This is a genomic window from Janthinobacterium sp. SUN128 (assembly GCF_030587275.1).
In the GTDB taxonomy this organism is placed as follows: domain Bacteria; phylum Pseudomonadota; class Gammaproteobacteria; order Burkholderiales; family Burkholderiaceae_D; genus Janthinobacterium; species Janthinobacterium lividum.
Map to the genome: position 1 here is coordinate 2067995 of NZ_JAPWHY010000001.1, position 17560 is coordinate 2085554.

Consider the following 17560-nt stretch of genomic DNA (forward strand, 5'->3'; position numbering starts at 1 on the left):
TATGAGCAAGCTTATTGAATGGGCGCCAATCGTGCGCGATGCCGAGGGATGGTATAGGCATCCAGATATGCCAGAGTTCGATGAAGATCATGAGGCGGAGTATCTCGCATGGCTTACTGCCCAGGGCCTAGACACTGCCTACGCCACCCTTGAAGCCGAGCATGATACGCATCCGGCCCATATTGTTTACTTCGACCAAGCTGGAACGGACGTCTCCGACTGGCATCCGGAGGAACCGGCCGGTGATGGCTGGTTCACGCTGTCTATTCACGACTCCGAAGATGGCCCGTACTGGGTATGGGCCCGCCGCCCGGCGACGGCAGCATGAGCGCCCGCAAGCCGGCGCCGGCCGAAACGCCGCGCGAGCTGGCCGACCAGCACGACTTGCGCATTCACCGCACGAAGCAGCTGGCCAGGCAAGTGAGCTACCAAGGCCTGAATTGCTTTATCGCCGGATTCTGCTGGCACAAGGGCGATGCCGAAATGACCGTGTATATCGAGGGCCTGGCCGAGCCGGTCGCGCCGGCCGAAATAACCATATTGGAGCAACCGCAATGATAAATATCGAGCAAGACAAGCCACCTGTCAGCGCAGCGCCCGCCGATTCATTCCAGAGCCGCGTGCAGCCCTGGATGATGGCGTGCTTCGGCGCCGAAATCTCAGCCGACACCGCTGAACGCAATCACCGCCTCCTTGAGGAGGCGCTGGAGCTGGTGCAGGCGTGCGGCTGCGCTGCCAGCGAGGCGCACCAACTGGTCGACTATGTGTACGGCCGCCCGGTCGGCGAGCGAGCGCAGGAAGTCGGCGGCGTCATGGTCACGCTGGCCACCCTGTGCTTGGCCCAAGGCCTGGACATGCACGCCGCCGGCGAGACAGAGCTGGCCAGGATCTGGACGAAGGTCGAGGCTATCCGCGCCAAGCAAGCGGCAAAGCCGAAGCACTCGCCGCTGCCTGTTGCTGCGCCTCAACCAATCATCGGGCGCCTGATGGATCAAATCTCGGCGCTGCCTGTCCTATGGGGCATGAATGAGCCGGGCGCGCTGCTGCGCAACAGCGACGTGTTCCGCGTGCTGGTTGCTGCTGGCCGCGAGCAAGCCGGCATCGCTGCCGCCCCTGCTCCGTGGCCTGCCACCAAGGATACGTGCACCGAAATGCGCGCCCTGTGCAGCGCCTGCGGCGGAAATGGCGACGTGCACGGGCTGGACGGCGAGTGGCGTGGCCAATGCACTTGCGTCCATGCATGGCAGCAGCGTGCCGAGAAAGCCGAAGCCCGGCTGAAGGAGCTTGGGGCGCAGCTGACTCGCCGACACGCCCCACTCTCGCCCGAAACACAGCAGGCCATCACTACCGCGCGCGCCGCTGGCCAGACCATCGCGGCGACGCCGGCCGGCCTGGTCTTCATGAACGACGGCGCCGAGCCAGGCAGCGGCGAGCTGGACTGCCCTGCATGCGGTGGCAGCGGGCATGCCGGTGATGTGGCGGCCGGGAGTGCACCATGAACATGAGCGAAGTAGAAATGCTTCACATCGCCGAAATGGTGGCGGCGCTGGATAAAACCACAGGCAGGAGGCCCACCAGTACGTCCGGGGAACTGAACAGGCAACAGATCTGCGCCGCGCTCGGCGTCAGCGAATCTACGATCCGCCGCCTCGAGCAGGCAGGATTGCCATATACACCGGTCGGCGCGCGCTCCAAGCGCTACGACCTTGAAGAATGCAAGAACTGGTTAAAGGAAAACAACCAATGTCCATCTGGGACGACAAAAAAGGCAGGAAGCACGTCGGCATCATGGTCGATGGCAAAAGAATTCACAGAAAGCTGCCGGAAGGCGCAACTACGAGTGATGCCAAGTTAGCTGAGGCAGAGTTGCGCGCAGCGGTTGCGCGCGCGCCGAAAAGCCAACAGGTGCACATTCCTGGCGATCCGCCGATGGCCTTCATCCTCGCGCTCTACGTCGAGCACGCCGCCAGTCTACGCAGTGGCGACACCTCGAAACATCATGCGAAACGGCTAGGTCCTTGGGCGGAGCGCTACAAAGCGAGCCAGGCCCAGGAGTTTGCCGATCATGTTACTCGTGACATGAGCAAGCTCATACCAAATAAGAAAACCGGCAAACTGGAGCCAGCCTATGCGCCAGCAACGGTGAACCGGTCCTTGGCCTGTGCAAAAAAAGGATTACAACTGGCGTGGCGCCAGCGCCTCACTCCTGAAAATTATGGTTTGCGGATCGACAACATGGCAGTCAACAACAAGCGTGAGGTATTTCTAACGGTTGAGCAGGTAAGGAAGATCGCCTCCTTCTGCACGCCGATTGCGCAGGCTGCGATATGGGCGGCGCTACTGACCGGCGCGCGCCGCGGTGAATTGTTCCAGATTCAGCGTGAGCATATTGGGAAGGATACGATCACCTTCCCTGCCAGCAATACTAAAACACTTCGCATGCGCGTGGTGCCGATCATCCCGGCCTTGCGGCCATGGCTGAAATATTTTCCATTGAATATGACGTTGTACGGCGTGCAATCGTCCTGGCGTCGGGCGCGCGTGAAGGCTGGCATGCCTCACGTGAATTTCCATGACCTGCGCCATTCTTGCGCAAGCATCATGCTGGGCCTGGGCGTGGACCTGTACACCATCAGCAAAATTCTCGGCCATGCCAACGTGCAAACAACCCAGCGCTACGCACACTTGCAGGTGGATGCTCAGCGCCTGGCGCTGGATAAGCTATCGGCACTGGTGGTGGCGAAGTAAATTACACCCAAAAATTACACCCAATAAAAAAGCCGACCACATAAATGTGTCGGCTTTCATATAAGTACTTGATTTTAATGCGAATTCTTGGTGGGAAGTGCAAGTTTCGAACTTGCGACCCCTGCAGTGTGAATGCAGTGCTCTACCCCTGAGCTAACCTCCCGAAGCGAGGCGAATTATCGCATAGGTGTTGCGGCATCTGCAAGGGCTGGCGAGAGGAAATTTATCGTGCCCCGCTTCTTTCTCACGCGGCCGCTGGCGGCGCCGTGACGGCGGTCCAGATGCACTGGCCTTTGGCGGCCTTGTCGAGGCCGGCGATGGTGGCTTCGTGGGCGGCGAGCTCGTCGGCCGTGGCGCTCTGGAAGATGACTTCGGCCAGCGGCACGATTTCCAGGGCGGCGCCGTCGGCGGCCACTTCCACCTCTTCTTCCATGCTGAGGCTATTCTGGCCGCGCGTCATGGCCAGGTAGACGTCGGCCAGCAATTCGGAGTCGAGCAGCGCGCCGTGCAGCTTGCGGTGGGCGTTCGAGACGCCGTAACGGTCGCACAGGGCATCGAGCGAGTTGCGCTTGCCTGGATGCATTTCCTTCGCCTGCACCAGGGTGTCGATCACGCCATGCACTTGCTCGTGGACTGGCGGCAGGTTCAGGCGCTTGAATTCCGCATTCAGGAAGCCGATATCGAACGGGGCGTTGTGGATGATCAGTTCGGCGCCGGCGATAAACGCGCGGAACTCTTCCGCGATTTCCGCGAATTTTGGCTTATCGCTGAGGAACTCCGTCGTCAATCCGTGGACGGCCAGCGCCCCCTCTTCCGAATCGCGCTCGGGATTGATGTATTGATGGAAATTATTCCCCGTCAACATACGGTTGTTCAGTTCAACCCCGCCGATCTCCAGGATGCGGTCGCCCGTGCGCGGGTTCAGGCCGGTGGTTTCAGTATCGAGAACAATTTGACGCATGGCAGATTCAGTCGTAAAAGCAAAAAGCGAAGGGCACAGTATAGCAAACCTGTGCCCTCCGGTTACGGCCTGCCCGCTGCTTCAGGGCAGAAATTTAGTTATCAGGCACGTACCGTTTCCACGCCGAGGTTGGCCAGCTGATCGGCCCGCTCGTTACCGGGATGGCCATTATGGCCGCGCACCCAGCGCCATTCCACTTCATGCACGGCCTGGGCCGTATCGAGCGCCTGCCACAGGTCGACGTTCTTCACGGGCGCCTTGGCCGCCGTTTTCCAGCCGCGCGCCTTCCAGCCGTGGATCCATTCGCTGATGCCCTTCTGCACGTACTGGCTATCGGTATACAGCACTACCTGGCACGGACGTTTGAGCGCCGTCAAGGCTTCGATCACGGCCTTCAATTCCATGCGGTTATTCGTCGTATTCAATTCCCCGCCGTAAATTTCTTTCTTGGCGCCATCGGCAACCATCAGCGCGCCCCAGCCACCCGTGCCCGGATTGCCCTTGCATGCGCCATCGGCATAAATCTCAACCTTATCCATCTTGCTGTTCCCGCCTTTTATTCGTAACCGGTGCGCCTGCGGGCGCCGTCGCCGGTTTCTTGGTCCACGCCGGACCGATCAAACGCATCCCTTTGACGCGCTTGATCGCCTGCACTATATACACTGCGCCCAGATATGGCCACCAGCGCGCACCGGCCTTGTCCATGAAGGCGTTGCGGCGCAGCCATTTTTCTGTCCTGCAAGCAGGTGCGTAGCAGCCGAAGTGGCTTTGGCTGACGCCCATGTTCAGCAATTTTAACCAGTCTTTCATGCGCGGCATAGAGATCAGCTCGCCCGCCTGCGGCAGGTAATGGCGTCCCGTGACCCGCCCCAGCCCCTGGCGCGCGCCCCACAGGCTGGCCGGATTGAAGCCGCAGACGATCACCCTCCCCTCCGGTATCAGCACGCGTTCGACTTCGCGCAAGACCTGGTGCGGCTCGGCAGCAAATTCGAGTACGTGCGGCAAGACCACCAGGTCCAGGCTTTGCGAATCGAACGGCAGCTCATCGAATGCCGACACCAGCGTCAGGCGGCGCTCCTGCGGCGGAAGCGAAGGCAGGCGCGCATCGAGCAGCCATTTGTTGGGCATGCGGTTGGCCGCCAGCGCGTCGAGCTGGGGCAAGCCGATCTGCACGGCATTAAAACCGAAGATATCGACAGTCAGGCTGTCGAGACATTGCTGCTCCCAGGCACGCACGTACAGACCGGCCGGCGTCTGCAGCCAGCCGTCAAGCGCTATAATGGATTTTTCGGATGCCACACTGTCCATTCAGTTTTCTCTTTTGCTCATGACCAATTCCCCTGAACACGCTTTATCGGTACTTGCCGTGCCCGCCTTTGCCGACAATTACCTGTGGCTGATCCATGACGGCCGCCACGCCGCCGTCGTCGACCCTGGCGACGCGATGGCCATCCTCGATGCGCTGCAAGCCCATCAGTTGACCTTGACCGCCATTTTACTCACGCATCACCACGCCGACCACACGGGTGGCGTGCCTGAATTGTTGCAGCATTTCGCCGTCCCCGTCTTCGGCCCGCGCAATGAGGCTATCACAGCCATCACGGAACCGCTTGCCGAAGGCGATGTCGCCTATGTGCCCGAACTGGGTTTGCAGATGACCGTCATCGACGTGCCCGGCCACACCAAGGGGCATATCGCCTACGTGCGCCAGCGCGACGAGCGCAGTGGCGCGCCGTGGCTGTTTTCCGGCGACACCCTGTTTGCCGGCGGCTGCGGCCGCCTGTTCGAAGGCACGCCGGGCCAGATGGCCGATTCGCTGGGCAAGCTGGCCGCCCTGCCCGACGATACCGAGGTATTTTGCGCGCATGAGTATACCTTGTCCAATCTGCGCTTCGCCAACGCCGTCGAGCCGGGCAATGTGGCCTTGCAGGAACGCATCGCCATCGACACGGAAAAGCGCCAGCAAGGTTTATCTACCGTACCATCGACCATCGCCCTCGAGAAGGCCACGAATCCCTTCCTGCGCTACCGTGAACCGGCGATCTTGACCAGCCTGAAGGTGGAAGGCAAGCTGGCCACCGACGCTTCGCCCGTGGAAGCATTCGCGGCCTTGCGGATGTGGAAGAATAATTTTTAAGCGGATCCCTCTGCAATAAAAAATCCCGGCAGATGCTTTATGGCATCGCCGGGATTTTTTTATAGATCTATTTGATCAGAATCAGATTTCCTCGTACAGCGGCAAGGTCAGGAATTCGGCGAACGATTCCGACGTCGACATTTCCTCGAAAATCTGGCCGGCGCGCACATAGGTCGGACCGTTGCCGCCCGGCGCATCGCGCTGCACCTTGGCCAGCTCTTCCGGAATCATGGCGCGCACCATCTCGGCCGTGACCTTGCGGCCATCTTCCAGCACGCCTTTGCTGGAACGGATCCACTGCCACACTTGCGAGCGGCTGATCTCGGCCGTGGCCGCGTCTTCCATCAGGTTGTGGATAGGCACGCAACCATTGCCGGCCAGCCAGCTACCCAGGTAATGGATGCCCACGTTGATGTTGTAGCGCAAGCCCGCTTCCGTGATCGGCGCTTCCGGCTGGAAGTTCAGCAAGTCCGACGCTTTCACGTCGATGTCGGGACGCTGTTTCCCGATCTGATTCGGCTTGTCGCCCAGCACTTTCGTGAACTCGCCCATGGCCAGGTCCACCAGGCCAGGATGGGCAACCCAGCCGCCGTCGTAGCCGTCGGTGGCATCGCGCGCCTTGTCGTTGCGCACGCCACCCATGGCGATGTCGTTCTTTTCCGGATCGTTCTTGATCGGGATCAGGGCCGCCATGCCGCCAATCGCTGGCGCGCCCCGTTTGTGGCAGGTTTTCAGCAGCAGCAAGGCGTAGGCGCGCATGAACGGCGCCGTCATGGTGACTTTCGCGCGGTCGGCCAGGCAGAAATCCTTGTCCAGCTTGAATTTCTTGATGCACGAGAAGATGTAATCCCAGCGGCCCGCGTTCAGGCCCGAGCTGTGTTCTTTCAGCTCGTACAGGATTTCATCCATCTCGAACGCCGCCAAAATGGTTTCGATCAGCACAGTCGCCTTGATCGTGCCTTGTGGCAAGCCCAATTCATTCTGCGTCATGACGAAAATATCGTTCCACAGGCGCGCTTCCAGGTGCGATTCCATCTTCGGCAGGTAGAAATACGGACCGGCGCCGCGCGCCAGTTGTTCCTTGGCGTTATGGAACATGAACAGGGCGAAATCGAAAATGCCGCCGGAAATGCGCTTGCCGTCGACCAGCACATGCTTTTCATCGAGGTGCCAGCCGCGCGGACGCACGACGAGGGTCGCGATCTTGTCGTTCAGCTTGTAGGACTTGCCATTTTGCTCCAGCGAAATCGTCTTGCGCACGGCGTCGAACATATTGATCTGGCCCGTCAGCTGGTTATCCCAGTTCGGCGTGTTCGAATCCTCGAAGTCCGTCATGTAGCTGTCGGCGCCGGAATTGAAGGCGTTGATGACCATCTTGCGTTCGACGGGGCCCGTGATTTCCACGCGGCGGCATTCGAGCGCCTTCGGGATCGGCGCGATCTTCCATTCGCCGTCGCGGATGTGCGCGGTTTCTGGCAAGAAATCAGGACGCTCGCCCGCATCGAGGCGCTTGGCACGTTCCACGCGCACGGCCAGCAATTCCTGGCGGCGCGGTTCGAATTCGCGCGTCAGCTTGGCCACCAGCGCCAGCGCCGCCGGCGTCAAAATCTGTTCATAGCCGGGGGCGATTTCCCCCGTGATTTGCATGCCTTCTGGAAGTGCGATCGTATTCTGCGTCATGAAGTTCTCCGGTTTTTAATAAATATAGGCAAAGGTAATCTGGTGATCCAAGTATATGCTGAACGACTGCGCGGACAAGCTGGACAGAGCCGCAAAAACACTCTGCCGGGCGGCGCGTTTGTTCTATAGTATTGCACTATAAGGCATGGAAACGAGATTAAAAATCACTTCATCTATGCGTTTTTATCACAAGTGATGGCATTGCAGGAGCACAACATGGGCCAGTTCAGACAAATATCAACGTTCGTGGAAGTGGTCGCCAAAGGCAGCCTGTCGGCTGCCGCCCGTGCGGAAGGGATCGCCCCGGCCATGATAGGCCGGCGCCTCGACGCGCTGGAGCAGCGCCTGGGCGTCAAACTGCTGCAGCGTACGACGCGCAAGCTGGCCTTGACGAATGAAGGCGCCGCCTTCCTGGAGGATTGCCAGCGCATCCTGGGCGAACTGGAAGAGGCGGAAGCGGCCGTGGCCGAGCGCAGCGTGAAGGCCAGCGGCCATTTGCTCATTTCCGCGCCGGCCGGCTTCGGCCGCCAGCACGTGGCGCCCCTGATCCCCTCGTTTGTCGCCGAGCACCGCGACGTGACGGTGTCGCTGAACCTGAACGACCGGCTCGTCGACCTGATCGGCGAAGGCATCGACGTGGCCATCCGCATCGCCAGCCTGTCCGATTCTTCGCTGGTGAGCACCAAGCTGGCCGACAACCAGCGCGTGCTGGTCGGCTCGCCCGCCTATCTGAAACGCGCGGGCACGCCGCGCATCCCGGCCGACCTGGCGAAACACAATTGCCTGGCGATCAGCAGCGAAGGCAGCCAGCGGGGCTGGACCTTCCGCGAAAACGGCAAGAACGTGATTCTGAAGGTGGCGGGCAATATGGTCTGCAACGATGGCGAAGTGCTGCATGACTGGGCACTGGCCGGCAAGGGCCTGGCTTGGCGCTCGATGTGGGAAGTGGGTGCGGAAATCGCCTCGGGGCAACTGGTGACGGTGCTCGATCAGTTCGCCGCGCCGGGCAACGACATCTACGCCGTGTTCGCCCAGCGCCGCCACTTGCCGCTGCGCATACGGGCATTCGTGGATTTTTTAAGGCATTCGTATGCCCAGCCAGATTACTGGCGCGAACGCGCTATCTGAGCACGCGGGACCAAACGTGCTGCGCGTCGGCATAGACGGCCTGCGATGCTCACCGGCTCGGCACCCCCGTACCTAGTACGGTTGCGCTTCTCGGCGACCTCTTCCTTCCGCTCGCGACGGTTTTGTCCGGCGTCGTGACGTATGAGGAAGCAACCTTGGCAGCCGGATCAGCATTAGTTGGCGTAGGTTGGCGTAGGTCGGCGTAGGTCGGCTTAGCGTAGCGTAAGCCGACACATCCCCATTGTCGGCTTACGCGCAAGCGCCAAGCCGACCTACGTGGCGATGCAAACATGCCAAAAAGAACGCACAGCCCACGCAAAACCGGTGCATCACGGAAATTCAGGCGAAAAAAAATCCTCGGAGACCGAGGATTTCTTTATTTCGTTTGATCCAGCGTATTAGATTGGCTGAATGTTCGAAGCTTGCTTGCCTTTAGGGCCAGCGGTCACTTCAAAAGAAACGCGTTGGTTCTCTTGCAGGGACTTGAAGCCGTTCGACTGGATAGCCGAGAAGTGAGCGAACAGATCTTCGCCGCCTTCGTCAGGGGTAATAAAGCCGAAACCCTTCGAATCATTGAACCATTTTACGATGCCAGTTGCCATTACAATTTCCTATTTCAGTTAAGTTGGGCTTGCGCCCGTTATATCGTTTGAAGCAAGAAAGAAATGACAGACAAACTGCACTACTACCTCGAATCCAACGATGCCCAATTATACCAACAAAACTGAGAAAAACCATTCTTTCGCAAAATAAACTTGCGAACACTACTTTAATAGCCAAATCCCCGTCTTGCGGCGCCCTGTACCAGCGGCATGGACACACTATATCCTAATCTGCGACGCGGGTGCTTTGCGTTGCATCAAATGAATCATTGCAACCACATTACTATGGCGCGGTCACTCACGCGCTAAAGTGGGTGGCAGCCGCATCGCGCCCTGCCCAGTCCAATAGCGCCACCACTTGCGCCCGCACAGCGGGCCATTCCGCCACCGCTTGCGCGGGGGCATTGAGCATGGCACGCACTAGCTGTTCGATGCGCCGGCATTCCTGGCCCAGCGCGGCAAAGCCAAAGGTAGCGGCAGAGCCGGCCACCGCGTGCAGCGCGCGGTGCAGCTCCGTCAAGGGTTCCAGGCGGGGGCCTTCGCTGTCGCAGCGGCCGCTTGCCTGCGTGATCGCCTGCAACAGGGCCGGCACGCCAGCCGCATATTTTTCATTCAGGGCACGCAAACGCGCGCGGAAATCCGGATCGATCAAGGTTGCCATCGCAATACTCGCCTGAGTTGGCTTACTTGGTGCCGAAGATGCGGTCGCCGGCATCGCCCAGGCCCGGCACGATATAGGCATGGTCATCCAGGTGCGAATCGAGCGAGGCGCAGAACATCTTGACGTTCGGATGCGCGTTCTGGAACACGGTCACGCCTTCCGGTGCGGCCACCAGGGCCAGGAAGATGATCTGTTCGTCCGTGACGCCGCGCTTCTTCAGCACGTCGACGGCATACACGGCCGAATTGCCGGTGGCTACCATCGGGTCGCACAAGATAAAGGTGCGCTCGTTCAAGTCAGGCAGGCGCACCAGGTATTCCACCGGCATGTGGGTAGCAGGATCGCGGTACACGCCGATGTGGCCGACGCGCGCCGATGGCACCAGGTTCAGCAAGCCATCGCTCATGCCGATGCCGGCGCGCAGGATCGGCACGATGGCCAGTTTCTTGCCAGCGATGACGGGCGCGTCGATGGTGACCAACGGGGTCTTGATTTCGCGCGTGGTCAGCGGCAGGTCGCGTGTGATTTCATAGCCCATCAGCAAGGTGATTTCCTTGAGCAATTCGCGGAAGGTGCGCGTCGACGTATCGTGCTCGCGCATGTGGCTCAGCTTGTGCTGGATCAAAGGGTGATCGGTGATGAACAAATTCGGGAAGCGTGGATCTTGTTTCATGTTATTTTTCTTTCTCTGCTATCTGGCGCGGCGGCAAGCCTGGGCCGCAGGCGCGCTGTGTATCGATAAAATGATGGATTGCAGCATTATCCCAGCCCCCAGCCCGCCTGTGGCCGGAATTTTCGAAATAATTGCGTACCCGGGCCGAGGCAAACTCAGTACTCGCGCAGCGCGCGCGCCAGGATGGCCGCGCAATCGGTGCCGGCCGGCAAGCGTCCATACGCCCCGCCCGGCGCCTGCGCCAACCGCGACTGCAGGAACGCTTGCGCCACGAACGGTGGCGCATGGCGCAGCAGCAAGGCCCCCTGCACGGCCAGCACGATGCGCTCGGATAATTGCCTCGCGCCAAATTCGTCCGTCTGCGGCCCGTCCAGGTCGGCCAGCAGGCGCGCGCGGTAGTCGACCAAAATGGCATCGTCATCGCCGGCCAGCGCCAGCTCGGCCGCCAGAGCGTCGCGCGCGGCGGGCGACTTGCCGAAGGCGCGCAAAACGTCGAGGCACATGACGTTGCCCGAACCTTCCCAGATCGAATTGACGGGCAGTTCGCGGTACAGGCGCGCCAGCGGCGCATCTTCCACATAGCCGGTGCCGCCCAGCACTTCCATCGCCTCAAAGCCGAAACCGGGACCGCGCTTGCAGATCCAGTACTTGCCCGCCGGCGTGAGCACGCGCGCCAGCATCGCTTGCTGCGGATCATCCTTTTCATCGAAACAGCGGGCCAGGCGCAGCGCAAATGCCGTGGCGGCTTCCGATTCCAGCGCCAGGTCGGCCAGCACGTTCTGCATCAGCGGCTGCTCGGCCAGCGGCTTGCCGAACACGGCCCGCTGGCGCGCATGGTGCAGCGCCTGGCTCAAGGCGGCGCGCATGATGCCGGTGCTGCCCAGCACGCAATCGAGGCGCGTGTGGCTGGCCATTTCCAGGATGGTGGGTATGCCCCGCCCCGGCTGCCCCACCAGCCAGCCGTAGGCATTGGTAAATTCCACTTCGGAAGAGGCGTTCGAGCGGTTGCCCAGCTTATCCTTCAGGCGCTGCACGCGGATGGCGTTGCGGCTGCCGTCGGGCAGGTAGCGGGGCAAAAAGAAACAGGACAATCCGCCCTCCTCCGCCTGCGCCAGGATCAGATGCGCGTCGCATTGCGGCGCCGAGAAAAACCACTTGTGGCCGACGATGCGCCAGGCGCCGCCGGCCTCGCTGCCGAACAGGGCTTGCGCCTCGGCCGGCGGCACGGGCACGGCGCGCGTGGTGTTGCTGCGCACATCGGAGCCGCCCTGCTTTTCCGTCATGCCCATGCCCACCAGGGCGCCGCGTTTCTGCTCCACGGGCAGGGAGCGGGGATCGTATTCGCGCGAGAGGATTTTCGGCAGCCAGCGCTGCGCGATGTGCGGCAGGTCCAGCGCCTGGCGCAAGGCCGGCACCGAGGCATACGTCATCGTCACGGGACACTGCGTGCCGTTTTCCACCTGCCCCACTAATAGATAGGCCGCCGCGCGCGCCACCTGGGCGCCGGGACCGGGCGAGGCCCACGGCGAAGCATGCGCGCCCGCGCCCACGAGGATGGCCATCAGTTCATGCCAGGCCGGATGGAACAGCACCTCGTCGATGCGGCGCCCGGCGCGGTCGAACTGCTGCAACTCGGGCGTGTGGATATTCGCCAGGCGCGCCAGCGCATAGGTCTCGGCGCGGCCCAGCTTTTCGCCCAGCGCATCGATCTCCTGCAACGCCGCGCCGCCGCCTTCGCGCAGCAGCGCTTCGATCAGCGCCGGATCGCAGGCGAACAGATTGACATTTTCAAAAGGCGTGGCCTGGTTGAAAACTTCATGCGTGTCAAAGGCATTCATGGGAGTCCCCCGCGATTTGTTATCATGGCGCCCTTGCCGTCGCTGGCGCACCGTCAACACCGTCTGCCAGCCAGACTAGCGCAAAGCGCATGGCGGGGCAAGCGCGCCAGTGAAGGCAGGCGCAGATAAATGTTTCTATGTGGAATGAAAATGCCTGCGGATGTCGCGCGGCATGATTTTTTTCATGGAAGGCAGGAATATTTACAAAACCTGAAGCAATGTTGCTCTATTTCATGTAATCGGGTGCTTTTCAATGATACATTTCGTGTGGATCGCGTTCCGATAGCCGCCCTTTCGGCCCCTATGGCACGCCTCACGCACGATGCACTCTTTCCGTTGGCGCCCTGCCCTGCAGCGAGCGCCGGCACTGATAATAAAAAGGTAAAAGCCAGCACGATGTTTTCCAGTACCCCATCCGCCGCCCACCGCGAGGCTCGCCACGAGTTGGACAACCTCATGGAAGAGGCAGGCGACGTCGTGTTCCGGCTCGATACGGACGGCCTGATCCTGTTTGCCAGCAAGCGTGCGGCCACCCTGTTTGGCGCGCCATCGGGCCTGTCCGGCCACTTGCTGCTGCCGCTAGCCGCCGAAGCGTCGCGCGCTGCGCTGCAAGCGGCGCTGGAAGACGCCCTGGCCGAGCCGGGCCGCCTGGAAGTGCGCCTGCAGACGCCGGACCAGGAAATCTGGTTCGAGCTGCGCCTGTCTTCTTATATGAACGCGGCCGGCGTGGCCGAATTGCTGGTGGTCGGGCGCGATACGTCGGCCCAGCACAATACGGAAGAACGGCTGCGCCACATGGCCACGCACGATGCGCTCACGGGCTTGCCGAACCGCTTGCTGCTGTCGGACCGCATCCGCATGGTGATCGCCCAGGCCGCGCGCTCGGGCCAGGGCTTTTCCGTTGCCACCATCGGCCTCGATGGCTTTAAAAAGGTCAATGATGGCCTGGGCCACCCGGTCGGCGACGCCGTGCTGCGCCTGGCCGCGGCGCGATTGCGCAAGACCCTGCGCGACAGCGACACCCTGGCGCGCGTGGGCGGCGATGAATTCGTCGCCGTGCTGCCCGGCAGCGCCACGGACGCGCAGATCAAGCTGGTGACGGGCCGTCTGCTGGCGACCCTGCAGGCGCCGTTCGAAGTGGACGGCCACACGATCTACGTGGGCGCCTCCGTCGGCGTCTCGATCTATCCGCTGCACGCGGAAGATGAAGTGCGCCTGGTGGCGCTGGCCGATGCGGCCATGTCGCGCGCCAAGGAAACGGGCAAGGCCCGCTGCCTGGTCTACAGCCCGCGCCTGAATGGCCCGTCGGAACACGATATTTCACTGGAAGCGGCGATGTTCCACGCCGTGCGCGAAGGCGAATTCCTGCTCTTTTACCAGCCCATCGTCGACGCGCACACGCGGCAAATCCAGGGTTTCGAAACCCTGATGCGCTGGAAGCACCCGACCCTGGGCCTGGTGCCGCCCGTGCGCTTCATCCCGATTGCCGAAGCCAATGGCCTGATCAACCTGCTGGGCGCCTGGGCGCTGAAAGCGGCCTGCGTGCAGCTCAAGCAGTTCCAGGAAGTGGCCAGGCGGCCGCTGTACATCTCCGTCAACATCAGTCCGCGCCAGTTCCGCAACGACAAATTCCTCGACGTGCTCGATGACGCCATCGCGTTTTCGGGACTCTCGGGTGAACACCTGGTGCTGGAAATTACGGAAGGCACCCTGATGATCGACCCCGTGCATGCGGAAACCATCCTCGTCAAGATGACGGAGCGCCGCGCGCGCATCGCCATCGACGATTTCGGCACCGGCTATTCCTCGCTCGCGTATCTGAAGCGCTTCCCCATTTCCGTGCTGAAGATCGACCGCACCTTCATCAAGGACTTGCCCGAATCGAGCAAGGATGCGGCCATCTGCAACACCATTCTCGACCTGGCCAAGCACTTGAACCTGTCCGTGGTGGCCGAAGGCGTGGAAACCGAGGAACAGATGCACTTCATGGAGTCACGCGGCTGCCAGTATGTGCAGGGCTACCTGACGGGCAAACCGATGCCGGCGCACGCGGCGCTATCGGCCTTGAGCGACAAAACCTATGCGGCGCTGGTGCCTGCGCCGTCTGCCAATGAACCGCGCGGAGGGGTGCAATGAATCCAGGCCATTTCACGGCGCCGACACAGCTCGGCAAAAACACCCTGGACCTGCTGTGGGCGCGCACGCGCCAGCAGGGCGACATGCCCGGCTTCGCGAAAGCCATCAGCGCCATCCTGGGCGCCATGCGCGGCGAGGATGACCACGAATTCGACATCACGCAAACGGTGCTGTCCGACCCTGTCCTGACGCACAAGGTACTGCGTCTGGCCAACAGCGGCATGTATTCTGCCTTCGGCCAGCGCGTCAATACGGTCTCGAAGGCCGTGCTGGTGCTGGGCATCGACGCCATCGGCCACCTGGCGCTGGGCCTGAAACTGATCGAGGAACTGTCACAGGCGTCGCCCGACTCCGTCAGCGCCCACGTGGAAATGGAAAAGGCCGTGCTGGCCGGGATGGTGGCGCAGCAGGTGGCCACCAGCGCCGGCAGCCTGCAGGCGGAGCAGGCTGTCGTCTGCTCGATGCTGCACACCCTGGGCCGCATGATGGTGACGTTCTATATGACGGACTTCTGGGCGCGCATGCAGGCGCATGCGGGTCCCGGCAACGAGGCGGCCGCCGCGCGCGAAATCCTCGGCCTGTCGCTGCCGGAAGTGGGCTATGCCACGGCCGCCCACTGGGGCTTGCCGCAGCACCTGATCAACGGCATGCGTCCGATGGACCCGTCGCCGGACAACTCCCCCGTCAGCGGCGCCGACTGGATGGCCGGACTGTCGACGATGGCGGCGCGCTGCGCCGACTCGCTGTGGCATGACGATGCGGCCGGTGCGGCGCAGGTGCACGCGCTGATCGACGATTATGCGGGCACCCTGGGCATCACATCGACCGATCTGGTGGCCGCCGTGGACAAGGCCAAGGCGATGGCGGCGGCCGACCTGTCGATTGCGCCCCTGTCGAAACCGGCCGAGCGGCGCGCGCGCCAGTTGGCATCGACGCGCATGCGCGCCGAAGGCAACCGCGTATTAATAGGCGGCCTGGCCGACCTGCGCGGCGCCATCGGCAGCGCCAGTCCGGGACAGATGGTCTCGATGGCGCTCGAAACGCTGCACCAGGGCTTCGATTTTTCACGCTCGGTGGCGTTCGTACGCAACCACAGGGATCATCTGTATTCGGCGCGCATCAGCATGGGCGAAGGCATGGCCGACCTGCAGGACCTGATGGTATTTGGCGACGCGTATGAACCGAACGTCTTCCACGCGGCCCTCAACAGCGACCGCGTGATCTTCATCGACAATGCGCGCGACCCGAAATTTGCCGCCAAGCTGCCGCAATGGTGGAAAGCCACGCTGTCGGAAGCACGCAGCTTCGTCGTGCTGCCCCTGTCGGCCAACGGCCACCCCACGGGATTCCTGTACGGCGACTGGGACGACAGCTTCCCGCCGATCCAGCTGAACCAGACGGAGTTCAACCTGATCAACGATATCCGGGCGTTATTGGTGCAGTCGGTGGAGATGCGGCACCAGCTGGAGCTGGTGGCGAACAAGGTGGCGTGACAGGAAGCGCCGACTATGGTGTCGGATTACGCGCAAGCGCTAATCCGACCTACATGGCATGGGGCGTAGGTCGGATTAGGGCCGCAGGCCCGTAATCCGACAACATTCAGCTTATTTCAACTTCGGCGTCGATACCGACACATCGCCGCATTGCGCGCGGTGCATCAGGGCGTGGTCGATCAGGACCAGCGCCAGCATGGCTTCGGCGATCGGCGTGGCGCGGATGCCCACGCACGGGTCGTGGCGGCCGAACGTTTCCACCATCACGGGATTGCCTTCTTTATCGATCGAGCGGCGCGGCGTGCGGATCGACGAGGTCGGCTTGATGGCGATCGAGACGCTGATATCCTGCCCCGTCGAAATGCCGCCCAGTACGCCGCCAGCGTTATTGCCGATAAAACCTTCCGGCGTCAGTTCGTCGCCGTGCTCGGAACCCTTTTGCGCCACCGAATCGAAACCGGCGCCGATTTCCACGCCCTTGACGGCATTGATGCCCATCATGGCGTAGGCGATGTCGGCATCGAGCTTGTCATAGATGGGCTGACCCAGGCCGACAGGCACGTTTTGCGCGATCACGTCGATGCGCGCGCCGATGGAATCACCATCGCGGCGCAACTGGTCCATGGCCGCTTCCATGCGCGCGATCAGGTCCGCGTCGCCGCTGGCGGCAAAGAATGGATTCGCATGCACGTGCTCCCAGGACTGAAACGGCACGGGAATGTCGCCCAGCTGACTCATGCAGCCCTTGAAGGTGGTGCCGTATTGCTGCAGCAGCCATTTCTTGGCGATCGCCGCCGCGCCCACCACGGGTGCCGTCAGGCGCGCCGAGGAGCGCCCGCCGCCGCGCGGATCGCGCACGCCGTATTTATGCCAGTAGGTGTAGTCGGCGTGGCCGGGGCGGAAGCTTTCCGCGATATTGCCGTAATCCTTGCTGCGCTGGTCTTCATTGCGGATCAGCAGCGCGATGGGCGTGCCCGTCGTCACGCCCTGGTACACGCCGGAGAGGATTTCCACCGTATCGGATTCCTGGCGCTGCGTCACGTGGCGCGAGGTGCCCGGCTTGCGGCGGTCCAGTTCAGGCTGGATATCGGCTTCCGACAGGATCAATCCTGGAGGACAGCCATCGATCACGCAGCCGATGGCCGGACCATGCGATTCGCCGAAAGTGGTAACAGTAAACAGCTTGCCAAAAGAATTGCCGGACATAGTAGGAAGTGTAAGGACTGGAAAACTCAATTCTACCAGCCTGCGGGACATGCCATGCCGCTAATGCCGCAGCAAGGCCGGATATTCCCCACCGATCTCGCCATTTTAAAATCCCGCGTATTTTTTCATATAAAAAATACCAAATAAGAGTTGCAATCATGCAATACAAGAAATATTGCACTCTACAGGATACTTAAAAAAACATTTTGCTTATTAAATAGCTATATACTTGGATGATGGGCGATCAGAAAATGGGCAAGTCTCGGCAACACTTGAGTGCTGCTTTTTCGATGTGCC

The 17560-nt window shown here is 61.5% G+C and carries 18 protein-coding genes and 1 tRNA gene; 9 read left to right on the plus strand and 10 right to left on the minus strand.

Annotation, left to right across the window (positions count from 1 at the left end):
* Position 1: 1 nt before the first annotated feature.
* The 5 genes from O3297_RS09430 to O3297_RS09450 are packed head-to-tail and all read left to right on the plus strand — an operon-like array spanning position 2 to position 2748.
* Positions 2 to 328, plus strand: coding sequence for a hypothetical protein (locus O3297_RS09430; RefSeq protein WP_305048508.1), 327 nt, complete (start codon positions 2 to 4; stop codon positions 326 to 328).
* A complete protein-coding gene (locus tag O3297_RS09435; protein WP_305048509.1) occupies positions 325 to 558 on the plus strand; it encodes a hypothetical protein in 234 nt (77 codons plus the stop codon). Before O3297_RS09430 ends, O3297_RS09435 begins: the two co-directional genes overlap by 4 nt.
* On the plus strand, positions 555 to 1499 hold the full coding sequence (locus tag O3297_RS09440) for a hypothetical protein (RefSeq protein WP_305048510.1): 945 nt from the start codon (positions 555 to 557) through the stop codon (positions 1497 to 1499). Before O3297_RS09435 ends, O3297_RS09440 begins: the two co-directional genes overlap by 4 nt.
* Positions 1496 to 1855 carry an AlpA family transcriptional regulator gene (locus O3297_RS09445; RefSeq protein ID WP_193317364.1) on the plus strand — a complete coding sequence of 120 codons (360 nt, stop codon included), beginning with the start codon at positions 1496 to 1498 and terminating at the stop codon, positions 1853 to 1855. The genes O3297_RS09440 and O3297_RS09445 overlap by 4 nt, the downstream gene beginning before the upstream one ends.
* On the plus strand, positions 1744 to 2748 hold the full coding sequence (locus tag O3297_RS09450) for a site-specific integrase (protein ID WP_305048511.1): 1005 nt from the start codon (positions 1744 to 1746) through the stop codon (positions 2746 to 2748). The genes O3297_RS09445 and O3297_RS09450 overlap by 112 nt, the downstream gene beginning before the upstream one ends.
* Before the next feature lie 88 nt (positions 2749 to 2836).
* Here the strand turns inward: O3297_RS09450 and O3297_RS09455 are convergent.
* From O3297_RS09455 to O3297_RS09470, 4 genes are all read right to left on the minus strand, one after another.
* Positions 2837 to 2911 (minus strand) — tRNA-Val (locus O3297_RS09455).
* 81 nt (positions 2912 to 2992) lie between these two features.
* Complete coding sequence (dnaQ, locus tag O3297_RS09460) at positions 2993 to 3709, minus strand: DNA polymerase III subunit epsilon (protein ID WP_034784448.1); 717 nt, start codon at positions 3707 to 3709, stop codon at positions 2993 to 2995.
* Positions 3710 to 3810: 101 nt separating this feature from the next.
* Positions 3811 to 4248: a ribonuclease HI gene (gene rnhA / locus O3297_RS09465; RefSeq protein ID WP_034784447.1), complete on the minus strand. Its 438-nt coding sequence runs from the start codon at positions 4246 to 4248 to the stop codon at positions 3811 to 3813.
* Positions 4241 to 5017: a class I SAM-dependent methyltransferase gene (locus tag O3297_RS09470; protein WP_034784446.1), complete on the minus strand. Its 777-nt coding sequence runs from the start codon at positions 5015 to 5017 to the stop codon at positions 4241 to 4243. The genes rnhA and O3297_RS09470 overlap by 8 nt, the downstream gene beginning before the upstream one ends.
* Positions 5018 to 5036: 19 nt before the next feature.
* On the opposite strand from O3297_RS09470, the gene gloB reads away from it, so the two are divergent.
* Positions 5037 to 5846, plus strand: a complete 810-nt coding sequence (gene gloB / locus O3297_RS09475) for a hydroxyacylglutathione hydrolase (protein WP_070280686.1) — start codon at positions 5037 to 5039, stop codon at positions 5844 to 5846.
* An 81-nt stretch (positions 5847 to 5927) separates the two neighbouring features.
* Here gloB and aceB read toward each other — a convergent pair whose 3' ends face one another.
* On the minus strand, positions 5928 to 7526 hold the full coding sequence (gene aceB, locus O3297_RS09480) for a malate synthase A (RefSeq protein ID WP_305048512.1): 1599 nt from the start codon (positions 7524 to 7526) through the stop codon (positions 5928 to 5930).
* A 216-nt stretch (positions 7527 to 7742) separates the two neighbouring features.
* Here aceB and O3297_RS09485 point away from each other — a divergent pair, with 216 nt between their 5' ends.
* On the plus strand, positions 7743 to 8654 hold the full coding sequence (locus O3297_RS09485) for a LysR family transcriptional regulator (RefSeq protein ID WP_034784477.1): 912 nt from the start codon (positions 7743 to 7745) through the stop codon (positions 8652 to 8654).
* 398 nt (positions 8655 to 9052) lie between these two features.
* Here O3297_RS09485 and O3297_RS09490 read toward each other — a convergent pair whose 3' ends face one another.
* The 4 genes from O3297_RS09490 to O3297_RS09505 all read right to left on the minus strand — a co-directional run bounded on the left by O3297_RS09490 (position 9053) and on the right by O3297_RS09505 (position 12428).
* Positions 9053 to 9256: a cold-shock protein gene (locus tag O3297_RS09490; RefSeq protein WP_010398811.1), complete on the minus strand. Its 204-nt coding sequence runs from the start codon at positions 9254 to 9256 to the stop codon at positions 9053 to 9055.
* A 298-nt stretch (positions 9257 to 9554) separates the two neighbouring features.
* The gene (locus O3297_RS09495; RefSeq protein ID WP_305048513.1) at positions 9555 to 9917 is read right to left on the minus strand and encodes an Hpt domain-containing protein; all 363 of its coding nucleotides are present in this window, start codon (positions 9915 to 9917) and stop codon (positions 9555 to 9557) included.
* A 22-nt stretch (positions 9918 to 9939) separates the two neighbouring features.
* Positions 9940 to 10590, minus strand: a complete 651-nt coding sequence (gene upp, locus O3297_RS09500; RefSeq protein ID WP_010398816.1) for a uracil phosphoribosyltransferase — start codon at positions 10588 to 10590, stop codon at positions 9940 to 9942.
* Between the two features lie 155 nt (positions 10591 to 10745).
* Complete coding sequence (locus O3297_RS09505; protein ID WP_305048514.1) at positions 10746 to 12428, minus strand: isovaleryl-CoA dehydrogenase; 1683 nt, start codon at positions 12426 to 12428, stop codon at positions 10746 to 10748.
* 456 nt (positions 12429 to 12884) lie between these two features.
* Here O3297_RS09505 and O3297_RS09510 point away from each other — a divergent pair, with 456 nt between their 5' ends.
* Both O3297_RS09510 and O3297_RS09515 read left to right on the plus strand, forming a co-directional pair.
* Complete coding sequence (locus tag O3297_RS09510) at positions 12885 to 14564, plus strand: bifunctional diguanylate cyclase/phosphodiesterase (protein WP_242704689.1); 1680 nt, start codon at positions 12885 to 12887, stop codon at positions 14562 to 14564.
* Positions 14561 to 16057, plus strand: coding sequence for an HDOD domain-containing protein (locus tag O3297_RS09515; RefSeq protein WP_070255859.1), 1497 nt, complete (start codon positions 14561 to 14563; stop codon positions 16055 to 16057). Before O3297_RS09510 ends, O3297_RS09515 begins: the two co-directional genes overlap by 4 nt.
* 111 nt (positions 16058 to 16168) lie before the next feature.
* Here O3297_RS09515 and aroC read toward each other — a convergent pair whose 3' ends face one another.
* Positions 16169 to 17263: a chorismate synthase gene (aroC, locus tag O3297_RS09520; protein ID WP_070280697.1), complete on the minus strand. Its 1095-nt coding sequence runs from the start codon at positions 17261 to 17263 to the stop codon at positions 16169 to 16171.
* Between the last annotated feature and the right edge of the window lie 297 nt (positions 17264 to 17560).